Annotated in this window: 13 protein-coding genes and 1 pseudogene; 5 read left to right on the top strand and 9 right to left on the bottom strand. The window is 44.6% G+C overall.

What is annotated here, in order from left to right:
- Positions 1–27: 27 nt before the first annotated feature.
- The 3 genes from HUO09_RS06915 to HUO09_RS06905 form a co-directional block, all read right to left on the bottom strand.
- Positions 28–828, bottom strand: coding sequence for a hypothetical protein (locus HUO09_RS06915; RefSeq protein ID WP_188233452.1), 801 nt, complete (start codon positions 826–828; stop codon positions 28–30).
- 266 nt (positions 829–1,094) lie between these two features.
- Positions 1,095–1,553 carry a GNAT family N-acetyltransferase gene (locus HUO09_RS06910; protein ID WP_167412122.1) on the bottom strand — a complete coding sequence of 153 codons (459 nt, stop codon included), beginning with the start codon at positions 1,551–1,553 and terminating at the stop codon, positions 1,095–1,097.
- Between the two features lie 32 nt (positions 1,554–1,585).
- Complete coding sequence (locus HUO09_RS06905; protein WP_188233451.1) at positions 1,586–2,167, bottom strand: histidine phosphatase family protein; 582 nt, start codon at positions 2,165–2,167, stop codon at positions 1,586–1,588.
- A gap of 193 nt (positions 2,168–2,360) precedes the next feature.
- Between HUO09_RS06905 and HUO09_RS06900 the strand changes: the two genes are divergently transcribed.
- Positions 2,361–3,479 (top strand): HD-GYP domain-containing protein, encoded by a 1,119-nt coding sequence (locus tag HUO09_RS06900; RefSeq protein WP_167412120.1) that lies wholly within the window; start codon positions 2,361–2,363, stop codon positions 3,477–3,479.
- Positions 3,480–3,492: 13 nt separating this feature from the next.
- Here HUO09_RS06900 and HUO09_RS06895 read toward each other — a convergent pair.
- Positions 3,493–3,684 (bottom strand): annotated as a pseudogene (locus tag HUO09_RS06895) (arginine deiminase-related protein); the annotation flags it as partial.
- Between the two features lie 429 nt (positions 3,685–4,113).
- Between HUO09_RS06895 and HUO09_RS06890 the strand changes: the two are divergent.
- Both HUO09_RS06890 and HUO09_RS06885 read left to right on the top strand, forming a co-directional pair.
- A complete protein-coding gene (locus HUO09_RS06890; protein ID WP_188233450.1) occupies positions 4,114–5,967 on the top strand; it encodes an ABC transporter ATP-binding protein in 1,854 nt (617 codons plus the stop codon).
- 165 nt (positions 5,968–6,132) lie between these two features.
- Positions 6,133–6,837 carry a DUF445 domain-containing protein gene (locus HUO09_RS06885; protein ID WP_102953258.1) on the top strand — a complete coding sequence of 235 codons (705 nt, stop codon included), beginning with the start codon at positions 6,133–6,135 and terminating at the stop codon, positions 6,835–6,837.
- 90 nt (positions 6,838–6,927) lie between these two features.
- Here the strand turns inward: HUO09_RS06885 and HUO09_RS06880 are convergent, their stop codons facing one another.
- A complete protein-coding gene (locus HUO09_RS06880; protein ID WP_188233449.1) occupies positions 6,928–8,802 on the bottom strand; it encodes a PhoX family phosphatase in 1,875 nt (624 codons plus the stop codon).
- 662 nt (positions 8,803–9,464) lie between these two features.
- Between HUO09_RS06880 and fdhF the strand changes: the two genes are divergently transcribed.
- Complete coding sequence (gene fdhF / locus HUO09_RS06875) at positions 9,465–13,601, top strand: formate dehydrogenase subunit alpha (RefSeq protein ID WP_188233448.1); 4,137 nt, start codon at positions 9,465–9,467, stop codon at positions 13,599–13,601.
- A gap of 121 nt (positions 13,602–13,722) precedes the next feature.
- Here fdhF and HUO09_RS06870 read toward each other — a convergent pair whose 3' ends face one another.
- Together HUO09_RS06870 and HUO09_RS06865 are read right to left on the bottom strand one after the other, a co-directional pair.
- Complete coding sequence (locus HUO09_RS06870; protein ID WP_188233447.1) at positions 13,723–14,559, bottom strand: arginase family protein; 837 nt, start codon at positions 14,557–14,559, stop codon at positions 13,723–13,725.
- A gap of 5 nt (positions 14,560–14,564) precedes the next feature.
- The gene (locus HUO09_RS06865; protein WP_167413044.1) at positions 14,565–15,299 is read right to left on the bottom strand and encodes an IclR family transcriptional regulator; all 735 of its coding nucleotides are present in this window, start codon (positions 15,297–15,299) and stop codon (positions 14,565–14,567) included.
- 307 nt (positions 15,300–15,606) lie between these two features.
- On the opposite strand from HUO09_RS06865, the gene HUO09_RS06860 reads away from it, so the two are divergent.
- Entirely contained in the window at positions 15,607–16,233 is a 627-nt protein-coding gene (locus HUO09_RS06860) for a DUF2057 family protein (RefSeq protein WP_188233446.1), read from the top strand.
- Here the strand turns inward: HUO09_RS06860 and HUO09_RS06855 are convergent.
- Together HUO09_RS06855 and HUO09_RS06850 are read right to left on the bottom strand one after the other, a co-directional pair.
- Positions 16,220–17,497: an HD-GYP domain-containing protein gene (locus HUO09_RS06855; RefSeq protein WP_167413049.1), complete on the bottom strand. Its 1,278-nt coding sequence runs from the start codon at positions 17,495–17,497 to the stop codon at positions 16,220–16,222. The two genes, HUO09_RS06860 and HUO09_RS06855, sit on opposite strands and share 14 nt — an antisense overlap.
- Before the next feature lie 92 nt (positions 17,498–17,589).
- On the bottom strand, positions 17,590–18,888 hold the full coding sequence (locus HUO09_RS06850; RefSeq protein WP_188233445.1) for an HD-GYP domain-containing protein: 1,299 nt from the start codon (positions 18,886–18,888) through the stop codon (positions 17,590–17,592).
- Positions 18,889–19,044: the final 156 nt, after the last annotated feature.

The raw sequence follows: 19,044 nt of genomic DNA, 5'->3' as shown, positions 1-19,044 counted from the left end.
AAAGCTCTCCCGTTTTTATCTTGCTAATTATTCAGCGAAATACCCACCGCTTATAGCTTTGGCGAAGGTTTTCTCAATAATTGCTTCATAAACATCCACTAAGGTAGCTGAAATTTCTGAACTCAGGTCAAACAACTTTGCTTGATACTCTTCTGTATGTTTATGTTCAGTTAAATATCTCTCCAACTGTTCCATACACTCATTCAAATCTGGATGGTAATCCGAGTACACGTCACTCACTTTCACCAGTTTGGAATACAGAACATTTGCATGTTTAACCAGCAGAGCAGGTTTTAAGTTCATGTTCATTGCCATGATACTTAAACGGTACTGAGTTAACGCTTCAATACCAGACATCACCGCCTGCCACTGATCGTTATAGTCACCCGCAAGTTCCAGTTTATCCGCTTTATCCAGAGAGATAAGGACTTGGCTATCGACCTGAAAAATCAGTTGGCGTATCACTTTGCCATGTACCACTAGATTGTTCGAAATAGAACGATTTTTGTAGCTACTGATGAGTTGGAATAGCTTGTTTCTCAGTGCGATTCTTTCGATAGAATTGCCTACGTAACTATCGTTGACCAACTTGGTTATCGATTTAGTCATCTCCTCATCTAGAGCCGCAATTTTCTCGACAACCTCTTGTTGATGATTAAAAAGAAACTGGTGGGTGAGCGAGCGATGCTGCCTGACCAAATCAATCATATCCAGTAACTTGGAGACTGAAGCCTGACGCTTTAACAAACTACGGCGTGAACCTTTTGAAACTAATGAAGAAACTTCACCGACTAAACCAAGAATAAAGTTATTACCAATCATTTCCATGACACTGATCTCCTGCATACCTATCTATAGAAAGGAATTGCATAAGCGGTGCCAACTGTTAACTTATTGATATCAATATATTTACATTAATGTTATCCACACAAACACGCACAAAAATGTGACCAACCGCACCTTTTTGGTGATTTCGTGATCAGTGTAGATTTATTTTATTGGTTCGATAACGTCTACTCTTGGAGAAATCGTTCAGTCTGCATTGGATCAACCATGACAACGACCGTGTCATCTTACCTTTTTGATTTTAAAGCCTAATTGAGCTCAACTGTCATGAACTTACTATTCGGATCTGGTTTGTAGTCCGCAAACGGATCGCAGTAATTAAAACCAAACTTCTCATATAAGTTTCGTGCCGCAAGGAAGTACTCTTCCGAACCGGTTTCCAAACTCACGCGTTGATAGCCACGTTCCGTTGAAACGTTCAAAGCATGTTGCAGCAGCATAGTCGCTACACCTGATTTTCTTGCATGACGAGAGGTGCGCATCGACTTAAGTTCAGCGTGTGATTCATCCAATTGTTTAATTGCCACACAGCCCATTAACTGCCCATCTCGCCAGCCACTAAAGAAAGTGACCTCAGGAGATTTCAGCGCATTAACATCGAGGGCGTGCACGCTCTCAGGAGGAGAAGTTGCGTACATATCCGCTAAATGTTCTTCCAACAGTCCAATGACTTCTCCGCCTTCCAAGTTATCTATAATGATGTCCATATCTTATTGTCCGTCTTATATTTGATTGAATACTATTCCTTGAAGTTTTGGGTTATATCGAATATCTCAACCAACTTAAAGGTTTTGTTCTCATACTCATATTTAAGCACGCAGCAGTTCGGGATCGGGCCTTTTAGCACTTCGTCTAAGTCGTGCCAAAGCGACAGAAAGTGTTTACATGCACCTGAATGTGAAACCGCCAGAACCGTGTTGTTGCCGTCTTGCTCCATGATTTCAATACAGGTTTTCAGCACACGATCTTTCAATTGCTGACGAGACTCACCACCAAACTGCAAGTAATGTGTTTCACGGGCTTCGTAACTTGGATGCAGATCTTCACTCTCACCTTCGTAAGTGCCGAAGTTCATCTCTTTCAAGCCTTTCAGGCGAGTTAACAGCATTCTGTTGCGGGTCACAATTTCAGCGGTATCGCTAGCACGCTCGGTAGATGAACTATAAAGGCGGTCGAGTTGAATATTGTCAAAAAATTTGGCGGCGAGTTCAGCCTGACGAATACCCTTTTCGGTCAGCGGTGAGTCACACCAGCCTTGGATTTTTCTTCTCACGTTAAACAGCGTCTCACCGTGACGCATCATATAAAAAGTTTTAGTCATTGAGAGACCTTTGTTTCAATCTTAAAAAGCAATGCGCCATTATAAACAGATATGAAACCAATGTAGCTTTTTTAGAAACTGACAACAGTTTGTGCTCCGACTCACGAAACAAAGCCAATATTTGAGAATTAAAAACGCTTCAGGTAATGCCACTTATAATTACTTTATCTAACAATTAAGGTTGGGCTTTGAAATGGCAAGCGTATTACACAACCCATTAAACAACATAGAAAACTCGTTGACGGACAGGCTTAAAGATCTACATGACCGGATACTAGAGCACTCACCGGGCGTGTGTCGCATTGCCTGCGCCCTTTATGACCCGCAAACCGATCTATTAAAAACCTTTATTAACAGTACTAACTCCGGGCATGCCATTAGTCGTTATGAGTTTCCGCTGAGCAAAAGCTATCAGTTGCAGAAGCTTAGAGAGAGCGGTTTGTGCCGAGTTATCGACAAGATCGAAGATGAGATTGGGACGGGAACCGCCCATTCTGATTGGCTTCTTGAACAGAAATATCGCTCCTCTTTCACCATACCAATGATGACAGACAACCATTTCATTGGTTTCATCTTCATCGACAGCGAAGTAGAAGGTTACTTTGACGAGCAAGTCCAAAGAGATCTGGTACTGCTAACCAAACTCATTACTCTAACTATCGTCAGTGAAATATCAACGGTTCAGGCACTGTTAGCCACAGCTCAGGCAGCGAGAGACTTCGCTCACCTGCGGGATTTCGAAACCGGTATGCATCTTAATCGAATGGCGCTACTGTCACGCATGATAGCCAAATCGATCGCCGATCAATTTCAGTTCACCGATGAGTTTATCGAACATCTCTATTTGTTTAGTCCATTACACGATATTGGCAAGATAGGTATTCCCGACAAAATACTACTCAAACCAGGAAAACTGACTGCAGAAGAGTTTGAGATTATGAAAGGTCATGTCGATAAAGGGATAAAAATCATCTCTAAGGTTCTGGATGACTATCAACTCTCCCATCTCAGCGATTCACAATTAATGCTCAACATTGTGGCAGGTCACCATGAGTACCTAAATGGCACAGGTTATCCGAAAGGTTTGGTGGGCGATGAAATTCCAATAGAAGCGCGAATTGTCACCGTAGCAGACATATTCGATGCACTAACCAGCAAACGCCCTTACAAAGAGCCTATGTCGATTGAAGATTCGATCAAAGAACTGCAAGCAATGGTAGAAATTGGCAAGCTTGATCCTGTATGCGTTAACGCTCTGATCGAAAACATAGACCAAGCTACCGATATCGTTACCCAATATAGAGACGACTAGCGAATGTCTAATCTAGAGGGTATGACTGCGGTCTGGCAGAAACACTTCCCCTAACATGCAACGAAAGAGCACGTTCGTAACCAATACGTTGAGCATAATATTCCATAACTTCACGGTCACAACGCTGGGATAATGCGGCATAAATGGTACGGTTGATAGGATCGATAACCATAACGCCAGTGCTTTCTAGATACGCATTTTGCGCTTGTAGCATGGTTTAAGCACATCCATTTGTTCAGCAATGTTTTGGACTGTAAACAGTTTGTTATAATAACTTTCACTGAATTTTAGCTAACAGATGCGAGTAAACCTTCTCATTTACTGCCATTCCAATTAACAACAGTAAATATTACTGACCACTTTTTAACTAAGTGGAATGTATGCACTTTTTATGCAACAAGTGTAGAAGGTATTCCATTTAAAGAATGATTACCGATTGAGCCGCAGCGTTTTATACTGACGGATATTTGTACTCTGAATCACCTCGATTTAGAGATATACTGCCGAACTCAAAGCATTCGATTGCATATTTCCGTTACCGATACAGTCTGTAACCAGAAAATTTCCCGCTTTCGCATCTCAGCGACTTCTGCCTATCTGTGATGTGGTGAACGAATAACAATAAGGATCTTCAATGTATAAGAAATTTGAAAGCTTCACGGAAGCTTTTCCTCAAAAGGAGCCAGACAGGCCGCCTAATACACTCTTAGCATTCTGCCTGCACTACACAAAAGGCTTTGAAAAACCGCTGATTTTATTGGCGTTAATGAGTACCACCATCGCCATAATTGAAGTCTCACTGTTTGGCTTTATGGGGCAGTTAGTCGATTGGTTATCAAGTAGTAACCCAGAAACGTTTTTGGCGGACAACAAAGACACGCTGATGGGGTTGTCCGTGCTTGTCTTGGTTGTGATGCCTATATTGATTGGCTTCTATTCGCTGGTAATACACCAAACCATGCTGGGCAACTACCCGATGTCAATACGTTGGCTGGCGCACCGCTACCTGCTAAAGCAGAGCTTATCTTTTTATCAGGATGAGTTTTCCGGCCGTATAGCAACCAAGGTGATGCAAACCTCACTGGCGATCCGCGAAACCGTGATGAAAACGCTGGATGTGTTTGTCTACGTCGCCGTTTACTTTACCGCGATGGTTGTCATGCTGGCTCAAGCCGATTGGCGTTTAATGTTGCCAATGCTGATTTGGCTGGTTGCGTACATCTCTATTCAACTTCATTTTGTACCACAGCTTAAAACCGTCTCTTCAGAGCAAGCCGATGCTCGCTCACAAATGACGGGGCGCATTGTCGACAGCTATACCAACATTGCAACAGTGAAGCTGTTTTCGCACAGCAAACGCGAGACCGAATACGCAGAAGAAGGCATGGGCAGTTTCCTTGATACCGTGTATCGACAAATGCGTTTAGTCACTGGCTTCAACGTTTGTGTTGAGCTTGCCAACTACATTCTGGTGTTCGTGATTTCCGCTATGTCTATCTACTTGTGGATGCAAAGTGCGATTTCTGTTGGTTCAATTGCGATTGCGATTGCACTGGCACTGCGCATTAACGGTATGTCGAAATGGATCATGTGGGAAGTTGGCGGTCTGTTTGAAAACATGGGTACTGTGGTTGATGGCATGCAAATGCTCTCTAAGCCAATTGATATCCAAGATGACAAAGACGCCAAAGATCTGGTGGTCACTCAAGGTGCAATTGAATTTAACGATGTTAGCTTCCACTACGGTGAAAACAAAGGCGTGATTGACCATCTGAACCTGCACATCAAAGCAGGCGAAAAAGTCGGTTTAGTAGGACGTTCTGGCGCGGGTAAATCGACTTTAGTCAATCTGCTACTGCGCTTCCATGATGTGGAGAGTGGCGAGATTAAAATTGATGGGCAGAATATTTCTAAAGTCACTCAGGATTCACTGCGTAGCGCCATTGGTATGGTGACTCAAGATACGTCATTGCTTCACCGTTCAATTCGCGACAACATCTTGTACAGCAGACCAGATGCAACCGAAGATGACCTGCTCAAAGCGACCAAACAAGCGCATGCTCATGAGTTTATTACTGACCTGACCGACCCACATGGCAACAGCGGTTACGATGCTCAAGTGGGCGAGCGCGGTGTAAAACTCTCTGGTGGTCAACGTCAACGTATCGCTATTTCACGAGTATTACTCAAAGATGCGCCACTGTTGGTGTTGGATGAAGCGACCTCTGCACTGGATTCGGAAGTGGAAGCTGCCATTCAGGAGAGTTTGCTTGAGCTGATGCACGGTAAAACGGTGATTGCGATTGCCCACCGCCTATCGACGATAGCCGCAATGGACAGGCTCATCGTTTTAGATGGCGGAAAGATCATTGAGCAAGGTACGCACCATGAACTTATCGAGCAAGACGGCATCTACGCCCATCTTTGGGCTCATCAGACTGGCGGTTTTATCGGTTGTGATGAACTTGAAGAAGAGAACGTTGCCTGAATAAACCGCTTGGATAAGCAAACCAAAATAGCGAAAAACAACTAAAGATATAGAGCCAACCATACGGGAGTCATCCTATAAAGGTTGGCTCTTCTCTTTTCACTGTGGCGAATTTCTCATAAAATTCCGCCAACTTGTGTTTCAACCAAATGAATTTCATCAATCATGAATAAAAGTCTTATCACCAACCTTATCTCTCTCGTACTGTTGGCCGTGGGTTATACCACTCAGAATCAGTTTGCTCTCTACGCGGGTCTGTTCGCTTTTTCAGGCGCAATTACCAACTGGCTTGCTATCCACATGTTGTTTGAGAAAGTTCCGGGGTTATACGGCTCAGGTGTTATTCCAGCGCGATTTGAAGCATTTAAAAATGCGATTAAGACCCTGATGATGGAACAGTTTTTTACCGACACCAATATTGACCGCTTCCTCAATCAAGAGCTCAGTGGCAAACAACCCCTCGACTTAACGCCAATTATCGCCAAAGTCGACTTCAATCCAAGTTTTGACAAATTAGTGGATGTTATCGCGAACTCTCAATTTGGTGGCATGCTGGCAATGTTTGGCGGTACCGAAGCGCTTCAGCCAATGAAGCAGCCATTTGTTGAGAAGATGCAAGAATCTATGGTTGAAATCAGCCAGAGTGAATCGGTAAAAAATGCCCTAAAAGAGCAGCTAGAATCACCAGCAATGTTAGATGAAATCAAAACCAACATTGAAGGCATTATTGATCAACGCTTGAGTGAATTAACGCCACAGCTAGTCAAAGAAATGGTGCAGAAAATGATTAAGGAACACCTAGGTTGGCTGGTTGTTTGGGGCGGTATCTTTGGTGGTGTGATTGGCCTTGTTTCTACCTTTATTGCATAACCTAGCTAAATAACCGAAACCTATAAAAGAAAAATCCCAAGCAAGCTCAGCTTCTTGGGATTTTTTATAACTTCGTACATTCACTACGCTTTAAGCGCCGACAATTCCGCCATCTTCACGAGTAATCATCATGATGGTTGAACGAGGCTTGGATGAGCCACCTGCCGGGAAATTCGACGCTTGTAGCTCTTCACCTGGATGCTGAATACCAATAAACATGGTTTTTTGATCCGGAGAGAACGTTAAACCGGTGATTTCACAAGCCACAGGTCCGGTTAAGAAGCGGTGAATTTCACCTGTAATTGGGTCACCACACAACATCTGGTTATTACCCTGCCCTGCAAACTCACCTTTGTTTGAGTAGTTGCCATCTGTTTGAATCCACAAACGACCTGCTTTATCAAAACCAATACCATCTGGGCTGTTGAACATATTGTTTGCGTTGATATTTTCGCTACCAGCGTACAAGTTGCCTTTATTTACTGTCGGGTTACCCGCAATCAGGTAGAGGTCCCATGCAAACATCTCGGCAGTGTGATCGCCTTTTACAGGTATCCAACGAACAATCTGACCGTAGTTGTTTTTCTCACGCGGGTTAGGACCACCCACTGGCTGACCTTCTTTACCACGGTTTTTGTTGTTGGTCAGAGTACAGAATACGTATTCATTGTTTGGATGAACCGCTACCCACTCTGGGCGATCCATCGTAGTTGCACCCACTTGTGTTGCAGCACGACGAGCAAAAATCAGCACTTCCGCTTGGCTGTTAAATCCGTTTTCAGGTGTTAAGCCATTTTTGCCGAAAGTCAGTTCTAACCAACGACCTTGACCTTTCAGCTCTTTGTCTTCCATATCGAACTGAGCAACATACAAGGTGCCTTCTTCAAGCAAATTGCGGTTCGCTGCATCATTACCTTTTTGGTATTTGTTCTTCGATACGAATCGGTACAGATGCTCACCGCGTTCATCGTCCCCCAAATACACCACAACATGGTTGTCTTTGTTAATGGTTAGCGCCGCGTTTTCATGTTTAAAGCGACCTAACGCAGAACGTTTAAGCGGTGTTGAGTTTGGATCATTTGGGTCAATTTCCACCACCCAGCCATGACGGTTTGGCTCATTCGGGTTCTTCGTCACGTCAAAACGTTCGTCGAACTTATGCCACTGATAGCCACTTGGCTTAGCCGAAATGCCGTAACGTTTCTGGTCAGCATCGACACTGCCTTCGGTATTCGCCCCAAAGAAGCCGTTGAAGTTCTCTTCACACGTTAGGTAAGTACCCCAAGGCGTTTGCCCATTCGCACAGTTGTTAAACGTCCCTTTTGGCATGGAGCCCGATGGATCGGCTGCCGTTTTTAGCAGTTCATGACCTGCTGCCGGACCCGTCATTTTCATTTGTGTATTGGCCGTAATGCGGCGGTTGCGTTTACCGTCACGGTCAATCATCCACTGACCATTTTTACGTACGATTTCTACAATGGTGTTGCCTACTGCCGCCTGTGCTTTCAGCACATCGTCAGCAGTCATATTCTTGCCTTGATGATCAAATAAATACTCGTAGTTGGTGTATTCGTTGTTGATCGCCAATACTGCTCGATCATCGCTGATCGGGAACAAACTCATACCATCAGTGTTGTCACCAAATTGAAGCGCTTGAGCGGCAGACTCTTGTTTTCCACTCGGATCAAAGTCAGGAGCGTTAGGGAAAATTGGGTCACCCCATGAGATAAGCGGTGTCGCTTTATAACCTTTAGGCACCACCACTGTATCTGCTGTTGATGCTGGTATAGGTTCAAAATTCAATAGTGACGATGTTGGTTTTGCTGCAACTGCTTTTGCCACTGGGTTAAGCGCTAAAAATGCACCCGCACTCACTGCTGCAGTTCCAGTGAGGAAACCACGGCGAGACAATCTCGCTTCGATCATTTCACTGAACTGAGAATCTTGCTCATCACGATTCCACATTGGAGACTCCTTGACTTTACTCATTAATATACTCAAGTGACCTCAAGAAGCCGGATTCAGAGCTTCATCAACGAGTTCAGAGCAAGCTTAATAACGGAAGGAATGGTAATCCCTTTCAACGTTATTGAGCGCAGAAATGAACTCGTTGATGAGCTCCCAAAGGGCGAGTTTTATTCGCTCCTATGCTGCGTTACTAATTTTCGACTTAGAATAACTATGTCTTCAAATCAGTGCCTTGCCTAAGAGCGAATAAATTCTCGCTGAACAAGCATCTTGAGGTTACTTGGGTATAGCCATTGCATCAGTGCAACTTAGATTTTCTAAGATTCAGGAGCTTAGCTTTCAAATGTGACTACGATGTGAACGACATGTTTCTTAGTCATGACAGCAGCATGAAAATTTGAGAGCAGTAACCGTTCACATTTCCTTTGTATTCCTTATACTCAATAACAGTAACCACATTTTTATTACCGTTATTTCTACGATTGTTTATAGCAATGCTAACTGGAAAAAAATCCGTAGAAACTCTGCTTAGTCATCCTGACTAGATGACACCAGAGTAGCGGGCAGAGAAGCAGCACAACAATGAAAACAGAAACCAAGGGCCTGACCTTATTCCATTAACAGGCCAACTTCCTCCTATGGGAGTTAATGAGGGTATTATGAACGTGGTTATCAATGGTGTTTCCTATGCTTACGAGGCAGGGAAAACCGTCTTTCAATTTATTAAATCTACAGGGATTGACGTCCCGAGCCTCTGCGCAGCCAGTCATCAGCAACAAAAACAACCTTGCGGCCTGTGTGTGGTCGAGATTGATGGTGTCGGTATCGTTCGCTCTTGTGAACAAGAACTGATGCCGAATATGCGCATTCAAACTCATACAGAAGCTTTGCAGCAATTACGCCATCAGGCTCTGAAACGCATTCTGTCAGACCACAATGCTGATTGCGAAGCGCCTTGCCAAATCGCGTGTCCAGCCCATGTAGATATTCAGACGTATTTGCACCACATCGCCCAAGGCGAACCACAAAAAGCCATTGAGGTGATAAAAAAACACCTTCCGCTTCCTGCTTCCATTGGTCGCGTCTGCCCTGCGTTTTGTGAGTCAGAATGTCGTCGTAGTGTTGTCGATGAGCCTGTTGCCATACGCCATTTAAAACGTCACGCAGCGGATATTGATTTGGAAGCAACACCGTATCAAGCCGACATTCAGCCAAGCAACGGTAAAAAAGTAGCGGTTGTCGGTGCCGGCCCCGGTGGATTAGCGTGCGGCTACTATCTCAGCTTATTGGGTTTTGAAACGATTGTGTATGAAGAGATGCCGAAAGCAGGCGGTTGGTTACGCTACGGAATTCCCGAATATCGCTTACCAAAAGATGTGCTCGACAAAGAAATTGAATTACTCACCCAAACGGGCATGCAAATTCATTGCAATCAGAAGATCGGTGAAAGCTACACACTGGCACAACTGGAACACGATTACGACGCAGTTTGTCTTGCCATTGGCGCAAGCTTAGCGGTAAGCAGCCACTATCCCGGCAGTGAGTTAGCAGGCTGTTATCTGGGCGTTGATTACCTCAAAGATGCCGCAACAAAGCGTAAACTGAAAACAGGTAAACGTGTGGCGATTATCGGTGGTGGTAATACCGCCATTGACTGCGCCCGCACCGCACTACGACTTGGCGCTAGAGTGACGCTGATTTATCGGCGCACCATGGCAGAGATGCCCGCAGAAGAATATGAAATAGAAGCAGCCAAAAACGAAGGTGTGGCTTTCCATTTTCTTGCAAACCCAGTAGAAAACCTTGCTGATAAAAATGGGCATGTTCGAGCAGTAAAACTCGAAAAAATGATGCTCGGTAAACCAGACTCATCTGGGCGCAGACAACCGATTCCAACAGGTGAAGTAGTAGAAATGGCATTCGATACCGTCATCTCGGCAATTTCACAAAGATCAGATACGGTGGTCATTGCTGGTGCTGACCTACCATTAACTCGCCGTGGCACAGCGGATGTCACTGAAGAGACCATGCACCATGCGCGAAATGTGTTTTCAATTGGAGACTTTCGCCGAGGACCAGCCACGGCAATTGAAGCGATAGCCGATGGGAAACGCGCAGCGGAAGCCATTGCTGAGAAACTTTTGCTTGGTGGTATTACACCTAAGCCGCATCAGTTTAGGAGCCGAAAAGAGCCTTCTCTGAGTCGGGTAAAACAGCTCGAATATCGTTTAGAGGCGGTGAAACGCAGAATCCAGTTACCACATTTGTCAGAATCGGAATCAGCCACCAGTTTTAACGAAGTGGAACTCGATGCGGGTATTGAAGCGTCAATGCAGGAAGCTCAACGCTGTCTGGAATGTGGTTGCCAAGCCAGCACCCAGTGCGATTTACGTGATTATGCCAGTGAATATCAAGTCAAAACGGAAGAAGTGGATTGCGTATCAGGCAAACATCGCTTTCCAGTAGATAAAAGCAGTGAGTTCATTGTATTTGATGCGAACCGTTGCATCAGTTGCGGTTTGTGCGTGCAAACTTGCCAAGAAGATACACAACATGGTGTCCTTCAGTTTACTGAAGGTTCATTGCGCCCTCATTTCGCAAACGGCGAATCTATGGGCGGTTCAAGCTGCGTACAGTGTGGCGCTTGTGTTCAGGTTTGTCCAACTGGCGCACTTGCTGACAAACGCGATAAGTCTTACTCCCGAGTAGAAATACTCAAACCCGTAAAAACCGTCTGCACCTATTGTGGCGTCGGCTGTAACGTAATTCTGTATGTGGATGAAAAAGACAACAAAGTTCGTTATGTCGAAGGCGATAAAAACTCGCCAGTCAACCAAGGTATGCTGTGTGTGAAAGGTCGTTTTGGCTTTGACTTCATTCATAGCCCAGAGCGCTTAACTCAACCTCTGATCCGTCAAAATGGTAAGTTAGTGCCTACTTCTTGGGAGAATGCGATAGAAAATATCGCTAAACGCTTTACAGAGATTAAACAGCAACACGGTAGCAATGCGCTCGGTGGCTTCTCATCCGCGAAAACCACCAACCAAGATAACTATCTGTTCCAGAAGCTGATTCGTCGTGAGTTTGGCACCAACAACGTCGATCACTGTGCAAGGCTTTGTCATGCGTCTACTGTTACTGGGCTGGAAGCGTCAATTGGTAGCGGTGCGATGACCAACGATATCGCCAGCATTCAGCACTCGGATGTGATTTTTGTTATTGGTTCAGATACCACATCGGCACACCCAATCATAGCCTCCCACCTCAAACAGGCAGTGAGTCGCGGCGCAAAACTGATTGTGGCAGACCCGAAACGTATCGGCATGGCCGATGTCGCAACACTGCATGTTCAACAGCGTCCGGGTACAGACGTAATGTTACTCAACGGTATCATGCAGCAGATCATCCAAAATGCTTGGTATGACAAAGAGTATATTCGCCAACGCGTCGATGGCTTTGAAGACTTGATGATGGAAGTGATGTCCGATGCTTATTTGCCGGAAAAAGTGGAACTCGTCACCGGAGTCAAAGCAAAAGACATTAAACGAATGGCAGAGATGATCGGCGCTGCCAAAGTGACCGCCGTCTACTACGCTATGGGTATCACTCAACACACCACAGGGCACGATAACGTTCGTTCTATCGCCAACCTACAAATGTTGTGTGGCAATATTGGCGTTGAAGGCGGTGGTATTAATCCGTTGCGTGGGCAATCTAACGTTCAGGGCGCTTGTGATATGGGCGCATTACCAACCGATTATCCCGGTTATCAGAAAGTATTGAGCCCGCTGGTGCAAACCAAGTTTGCTAAAGCTTGGCAAGCTGAGCACCTATCCACCGAAAATGGTTTAACCCTAACGGAGATGATAGATGCAGCGCATCGTAAAGAACTTCGCGGTTTGTACGTCATGGGTGAGAACCCTGTACTCAGTGACCCAAATCAAACCCATGTGATAGAAGCACTTAAAACGCTCGATTTTCTGGTGGTGCAGGACATCTTCTTATCGGAAACAGCTGAACTTGCCGATGTGGTGCTACCTTCGGCTTCATTTGCAGAAAAACGCGGACATTTTACCAATACCGAGCGACGTGTTCAGGCACTTTCACCTGCGATTAAATCACCGGGTGAAGCGAAACAGGACTGGTGGATCATCACCCAGATTGCCAATGCAATGGGTGGCAACTGGCTCTATCAAAACATTGAACAAGTCAATGCTGAGATATGCGAAGTGACACCGCAATACACTGGCATCACATGGGAAAAAGTCGGCAACCAAGGTGTGCAATGGCCGTGTAACGACCAAGCACCAAACGGCACGCGCATCATGCACCAGAGCACATTCAAACGCGGGCGTGGCGAGATGGTAGCAGTACCTTTCATCTATGCTGCTGAAATGCCAGATGATGACTACCCACTAATTCTGACTACTGGGCGTTTGCTGGAACAATTTCATACCGGAACCATGACTCGTAAGACTCAAGGATTGGACAAACTGGCGGGGCCACGAATTATGATCAGTGTGCAGGATGCAGAAAATCTTGGTATCAAAAACAGTGAAGCAGTACGCCTATGCTCTCGCCGTGGCGTCATCGAAGCACCAGCATTTGTCACCAAAAGAATGCAACAAGGCGTGGTCTTTGTTCCATTCCATTTTGCAGAATCCCCAGCGAACAGACTGACATCTGAGGCAAGAGACCCTTACGCCAAAATACCGGAATTCAAAGTTTCAGCGGTAAGGTTAGAAAAATTAGAGTTAACGAATAAAAAGATGCAGAAAGTACCTTTAAAAGAATAATCTGTGTCTATACTTAGTTTTGAAACAACCTCCATCAACTGGCTCTAAAAAGCAAAAACCACTCTTTCTACTAAATACCGCAGTGAGAGTGGTTTTTTATCATCTATTTCTCAGAAGCATGTTAAGCAGCGTGGATAATATCCGGAGAGAGAGAACATAACTCATCAACAATTTCTTTGGTTTGTTTTGAATAGATCAACTTATCTTTCGAACCGACCAACTGAACCATCTTCACTTTTTTGGACAATATCGCATGTCTTAAAATACGCAGAACCATTTGATTATCGAGCACCTCATCATCGGACAAACCCGTACTTGGTACCAATGACGCTAAATCGATATTCACCACCAACTGATCACAGTGATCCATAAAGTGGTTGAGCTGATTTTTCAGTTGGCTACGATGACGAAAACTGCATTCTTCAGAACTTAGCCAATCACAGCCTAGATCTTCGGCATACTCTAATACTTGAGACGCAGTACGCTTGAGATCTGAGCCAATAAAGAAAGCTCTGGTGTTTTGAAAACGCGACAACATAAAGTGAAACGCAGAACCCATTGTTGGCTCTAGCGATTGTTTCAATTCAAAACCGTGACCAATATGAATCACGCCAATCTCTTCGTTATCTAAAGCTAATACCTGCATCGCTTTGAGGAGCAACTCATGACAGTTTGCCAAAGCTACTGGCACAGAGCACAAAGCGAAGTTACGGCTGAGTAACTCTTGATAATCGACGTCCTGGTGGTCTTGAACTACGAAATGACCTGCATCACTGTAGTTGAGGTTAGATTGTTGTTTGTAAAGCCACTCTGAAGACAATTCCAAACTCTGCTGAGTAAATTCAAACTCTACCTGTGTCATAGGCTTTACACGTTCACAAACGGTGAGAAAAGTGAACGGAGAGAATGTATGCACCGAACTGCGGTTCATACGGTAACGTTTGAATAAACTCAACATGATGATTACCTCTCTGGTGGCAACGCGCGAGCGGCCTGTAACACATGCAAAATGATTCGCTGTTTATTAGCGTCTACGCGATGGGCTGGAGCCATAACGGTTATCGCGCCAATCAATTTGCTTCCTTTCATCACCGGAGCACTGATCCCAGAAACGCCCGGATCAATCTCAGAAGTACTCACGGCATATCCTCGTTGCCGAATTTTCTCCAACTCAACTTGCCACTTATTCAATTGCTCTTCTTGCCCGAAGTATCGCAATATTTTTTCACAACGCTGAGTTGGCATAAAAGCCAGCATCGCTTTGGATGAGGCGCCGCGAAGCAGGGGTTGACTTTGACCCTGGACGTAGCTGCATCGGAGCGCCTGCATACTTTCTTTCTGGATGACACACAGTGCTCTGTAACCTACTGGCACCATAAATGCCGCCATTTCTCCTGTCTGTTTTTGCAAGCGTGTGAGCACCGCATCAACTTCGTCTAAACTATGCTGGCTGGTCTCGTAACTACGCATTAACAACAAAGCTGCCGGACCGATGATCAAGGTTTTGTCGTATGGACTTTCCTCAATCAAACTCCACTCTTTCAACAGTTTTAAGTGTCGGTAAAGACTACTCAACGGGACTTGCAATTGTTCACTCAGCGTTTTCGCTGAAACAGGTTCACTATTCACCGCCACTTGCATTAAAAGCTGGAGTGACTTTTCGTTAACCTGATTAGAAGACAGTTTTATTTCATTCATGGGATTGTTTTAGCCTTTATCAGCAAACGCCTCAAACTCAAATTCTTATATATCGAGAATCTTACCCAAATTAAAGCATTACATTCTCACTGGGTGAGAATGTTGCAAAATAAATTCAGATTTAGCATCAATCGCAATTCTTATGTTACTCACATATGACGGCTTGCATTTCACGCCATCTATCGGCACCCTCTATAGCCTTCCTATTTAAATGTGCAGCGACGCCAACGGTGTTCCTTGTTTTGGGGTTTGCTGTTACTGCAAGTAGTTTGCGTATTTCTGCAAGTTGGCTTCAAGGATAAACAAAATGAAATTAATCAAACCACTCTCGTATATTCTCGCCCTCGCTTTTAGCGCCTCTGTAGCCGCTAAAGTAACGATCGAAGTTCCTAGCTCTATTGATTTGCTGGTTGTAAATGGTGCAAAACCAAAAACGTCTGGAAGTCTGTTCTCTTCAACCAAAAGTCTTGAACTGGAAGATGGGCAAAATCAGATCGTATTTCGTTTTGAACCGTATTTTACTGAAGGGGATGACCGTGTTGGCGTAGCGAGCGATGTAGTGATCGCCAAATTTACTGCACAAGATAAAGAATTGATTTTCTCATTACCTGAGTATCGCGATGCCAAAATGGCACGGAATAAGATTAAGTCTTTTGAGTGGTCTTTGATGGATAAAAGTGGTGCAGCAATCAGCATTGATCAGGATCGTTTAGTCAAAGAAGGCATGCAGCTTGGCCGCAACTTCTATCAGGAAACGAAAGAATACAACCAAACAGGTGCAATAGCGTCTATTGCTGATAACAGTGCTACTTCACTGGCTATCAGCCAGCCTGTAGCCGCAGACTCTACAGCGGAAGAGATGCTGCACTTCTGGTACAACAAAGCCGATGCAGAAACTAAAGCGCGCTTTAAAGAATACGTTAAAGGGCATTAACCCAGCCTGGCGAGCTCTCTTGAATCGAGAGCTCGTAATACTCTTTTTCGTTCTTCACCAGAACATCAAACACCTTACTGTCTAGCCGCCCGCAACTCACTTCATGAGACATAATTTGCATCACTTCTTCAAGAGTCATTCTTCCTCGGTAAGGCCGTGCTTGAGTTAATGCCTGAAACACATCTGCCACCGCAATAATACGTGAAGGCAAATCAATTTCTGCGCCTTGCAAACCTCTCGGGTAGCCCGAACCATCTAGCCGTTCATGGTGATTGGCCGCCCATTCACAGACAGCTGACTGACCAAACATCATTTGCAATGTATAACCAGAATCCGTTGAGTGACGCTGAATGCAAAGGTATTCGCTCTCGTTCAATTTACTCGGTTTATGCAGGATATCCTCGGGCGTATGTAACTTGCCGATATCGTGTACCAGCCCAGTCAAATACAGGGCTTTTTGCATCTCAGAGTTTAAACCCAACTGCCGAGCCAAGCTGTGACAAATCTCGGCGACTTTCTGAGAATGATAAAAAGTGAACTGACTCTTCGCATCGACAATATTTGCCATCAGCATCGCGATAGCCACAACGTCCCCCACCTCTAGATTCTGTTCGAAGAAAGGAGTCGAAGGTAAGTTTTGGCTAAGAGCTTCAATGTGATGATATTCCATTGAGAACCAGATAAATTCTTTGCTTAGCAAGCTCTGCATTTGACGCACAAGATCTCGCTCAAATAAGGTGCCACTAAGCCGACCTATTTCAAGGCACACTTCATTGCGGGCTTCCTGAGTCACGTTACCGAATTCATCTCTTGGGTAAAGCTCTTTGAGATAATCAACCCGGTCGGCCAGAAATATCAGCGCGGCAAACCGCTTATCTCTGTCCGAGATATCGATATGCTTAAGTTCTTCCCAAGGGGTATGGTGGTACAAGATGGCGTCTGCAAAAAACGCTAATGGGGGGCACTGAGAAAGAAGCTCATATCCGCGCACACAGTGTTGGCGAACATTGTCAGGTTGCATATTTTCGAGCAAATTATAAAAGTCGCTTTTTTGTGCAACACCGCAGTCATGAATTAAGCCAAGTGAGAACACCAACTGGCACTCTTCTTCACTCCATTCCATCGCTTTCGCGCAAGAGTAGGCCATATAGCCCACACGATGGCCGTGATTGATGTCATCAATGCCAATCGAATCTAACGCTCTCGCGATGCTAAAGAATGTCTGCCTTAAATTGACATGCCACTCTATTTTCACTGGACTCATCATACGCAACTCATTTCTAGTGTTTTAGTTGAATACTACTACCCTAATGAAAATATAGTAGAACATTGGCTAGTAGTTAAACTTTGGTTCGATCAGTTTTCACCAACGGTTAAGGCCGGCGCATACTCCAATATTTCGGGGTTGTCCCCAATAGACAACTGATAGCATTCGTTAGCATGTCGTTGTAAACAATCAAAAATTTCTCTATCTAGCTGATTGTTTTCGACGAGTGAGCGAACAATATCCAAGGCTTGCTCCAATGGCATTCCTGCTCGATATGGACGTGACTGAGTGAGAGCTTGAAACACATCTGACACGGCAATAATCCGGCTTGGTCTGTCGAGTTGATCAGCCATTTTACCTAACGGATAGCCCGAACCATCCAATCGTTCATGATGGTTGGATGCCCATTCAAGAATGCGCTGAGAGCGGAAAATAGCTTGCAGGATAAAGCGAGTGTCCGTGGCATGACTTTTTATGCAGGTATATTCTTCTGAGGTCAGCTTACCCATTTTATGCAAAACTGGGTCAGGCGTATAAAGCTTACCAATATCGTGCACTAACCCCGTCAGATACAACATCTTCTGCACCTTAGGAGAATATCCCAGCTGTTTAGAGATAAACTGCGCTAGCTGAGCAACTTTATGCGAATGTTGGAAAGTGAAAGCGCTTTTTGCGTCAACAATTTTTGCGAAAAATTCTGCTATCGCGATAGTGCCATCCAAATCAATTCGGCCAGAAAAAAACGGCACTGGTTCCATGCGAAAATACATTTCCTCAATGTATTTTGGTTTCATGGAAAACCAGAAATCATCTTTATCCACCAGCTCTGTCATATGCTGAACCATATTCGGTTCAAACACACTTTCGGCGTGATGCCTCAGCTCATCACAAATGGCCCTTTTTTCGATAGCGGAGAGATTACCGAACTTGTCTTTTTTATGTTGACGATAGAGATGATCTAAGCGATTGGCCAAAAAAATCAGCGAAGCCAGTTGCTTGTCAGTGTCGGATAGCGGGAGAACTTTCAGCTCTTGCCAAGGCGTATGATGATATAAAATTGGCGTAGCAAAACAGGATAGAGGCTGACACTCTTTGAGTAACATATAACCTTTTTCACAATGACGTGAAAAGCTACCCGTTAAACAATGGGGGAACAGAGGCAAAAGATTGGTCGACTGAGTTCCACCGCAATCATGCATCAGTCCTATAGAAAACGCTAACTGAGCCTGCTCCTCATCCCACCCCATAAAAACTGCACAACGATAAGCAATATAGGCAACATTGTAGCCGTGGTAAGGAACTTCATGATCAATGGCGTCTAATGCCTGAGCAACACCCAACAAAGCCTGACGCAAATTTACTCTTGCATCTTCACCTGACATATCCATAAGAGCAACTAGCAATCTCACCTAAACTTTAAGGCTAAAAAATATAAATCAATGCCATACTTTTGTCCTTAATATATTCGGAGATATCGACGGAACACTTAAAAAATGTGACCGATGGTTTTCACCGAACGTCATATTGTTACATTTGAAAACGAG

The organism is Vibrio sp. Y2-5, from assembly GCF_014596725.1.
In the GTDB taxonomy this organism is placed as follows: domain Bacteria; phylum Pseudomonadota; class Gammaproteobacteria; order Enterobacterales; family Vibrionaceae; genus Vibrio.
This window is presented reverse-complemented; position numbering and strand designations above follow the sequence as displayed.

Coding starts and splice junctions, on each gene's coding strand:
- fdhF (WP_188233448.1), top strand. CDS start 9,465: ATGAACGTGGTTATCAATGGTGTTTCCTATGCTTACGAGGCAGGGAAA.
- HUO09_RS06900 (WP_167412120.1), top strand. CDS start 2,361: ATGGCAAGCGTATTACACAACCCATTAAACAACATAGAAAACTCGTTG.
- HUO09_RS06905 (WP_188233451.1), bottom strand. CDS start 2,167: ATGACTAAAACTTTTTATATGATGCGTCACGGTGAGACGCTGTTTAAC.
- HUO09_RS06890 (WP_188233450.1), top strand. CDS start 4,114: ATGTATAAGAAATTTGAAAGCTTCACGGAAGCTTTTCCTCAAAAGGAG.
- HUO09_RS06855 (WP_167413049.1), bottom strand. CDS start 17,497: ATGAGTCCAGTGAAAATAGAGTGGCATGTCAATTTAAGGCAGACATTC.
- HUO09_RS06870 (WP_188233447.1), bottom strand. CDS start 14,559: ATGTTGAGTTTATTCAAACGTTACCGTATGAACCGCAGTTCGGTGCAT.
- HUO09_RS06865 (WP_167413044.1), bottom strand. CDS start 15,299: ATGAATGAAATAAAACTGTCTTCTAATCAGGTTAACGAAAAGTCACTC.
- HUO09_RS06880 (WP_188233449.1), bottom strand. CDS start 8,802: ATGTGGAATCGTGATGAGCAAGATTCTCAGTTCAGTGAAATGATCGAA.
- HUO09_RS06860 (WP_188233446.1), top strand. CDS start 15,607: ATGAAATTAATCAAACCACTCTCGTATATTCTCGCCCTCGCTTTTAGC.
- HUO09_RS06915 (WP_188233452.1), bottom strand. CDS start 828: ATGGAAATGATTGGTAATAACTTTATTCTTGGTTTAGTCGGTGAAGTT.
- HUO09_RS06850 (WP_188233445.1), bottom strand. CDS start 18,888: ATGGATATGTCAGGTGAAGATGCAAGAGTAAATTTGCGTCAGGCTTTG.
- HUO09_RS06885 (WP_102953258.1), top strand. CDS start 6,133: ATGAATAAAAGTCTTATCACCAACCTTATCTCTCTCGTACTGTTGGCC.
- HUO09_RS06910 (WP_167412122.1), bottom strand. CDS start 1,553: ATGGACATCATTATAGATAACTTGGAAGGCGGAGAAGTCATTGGACTG.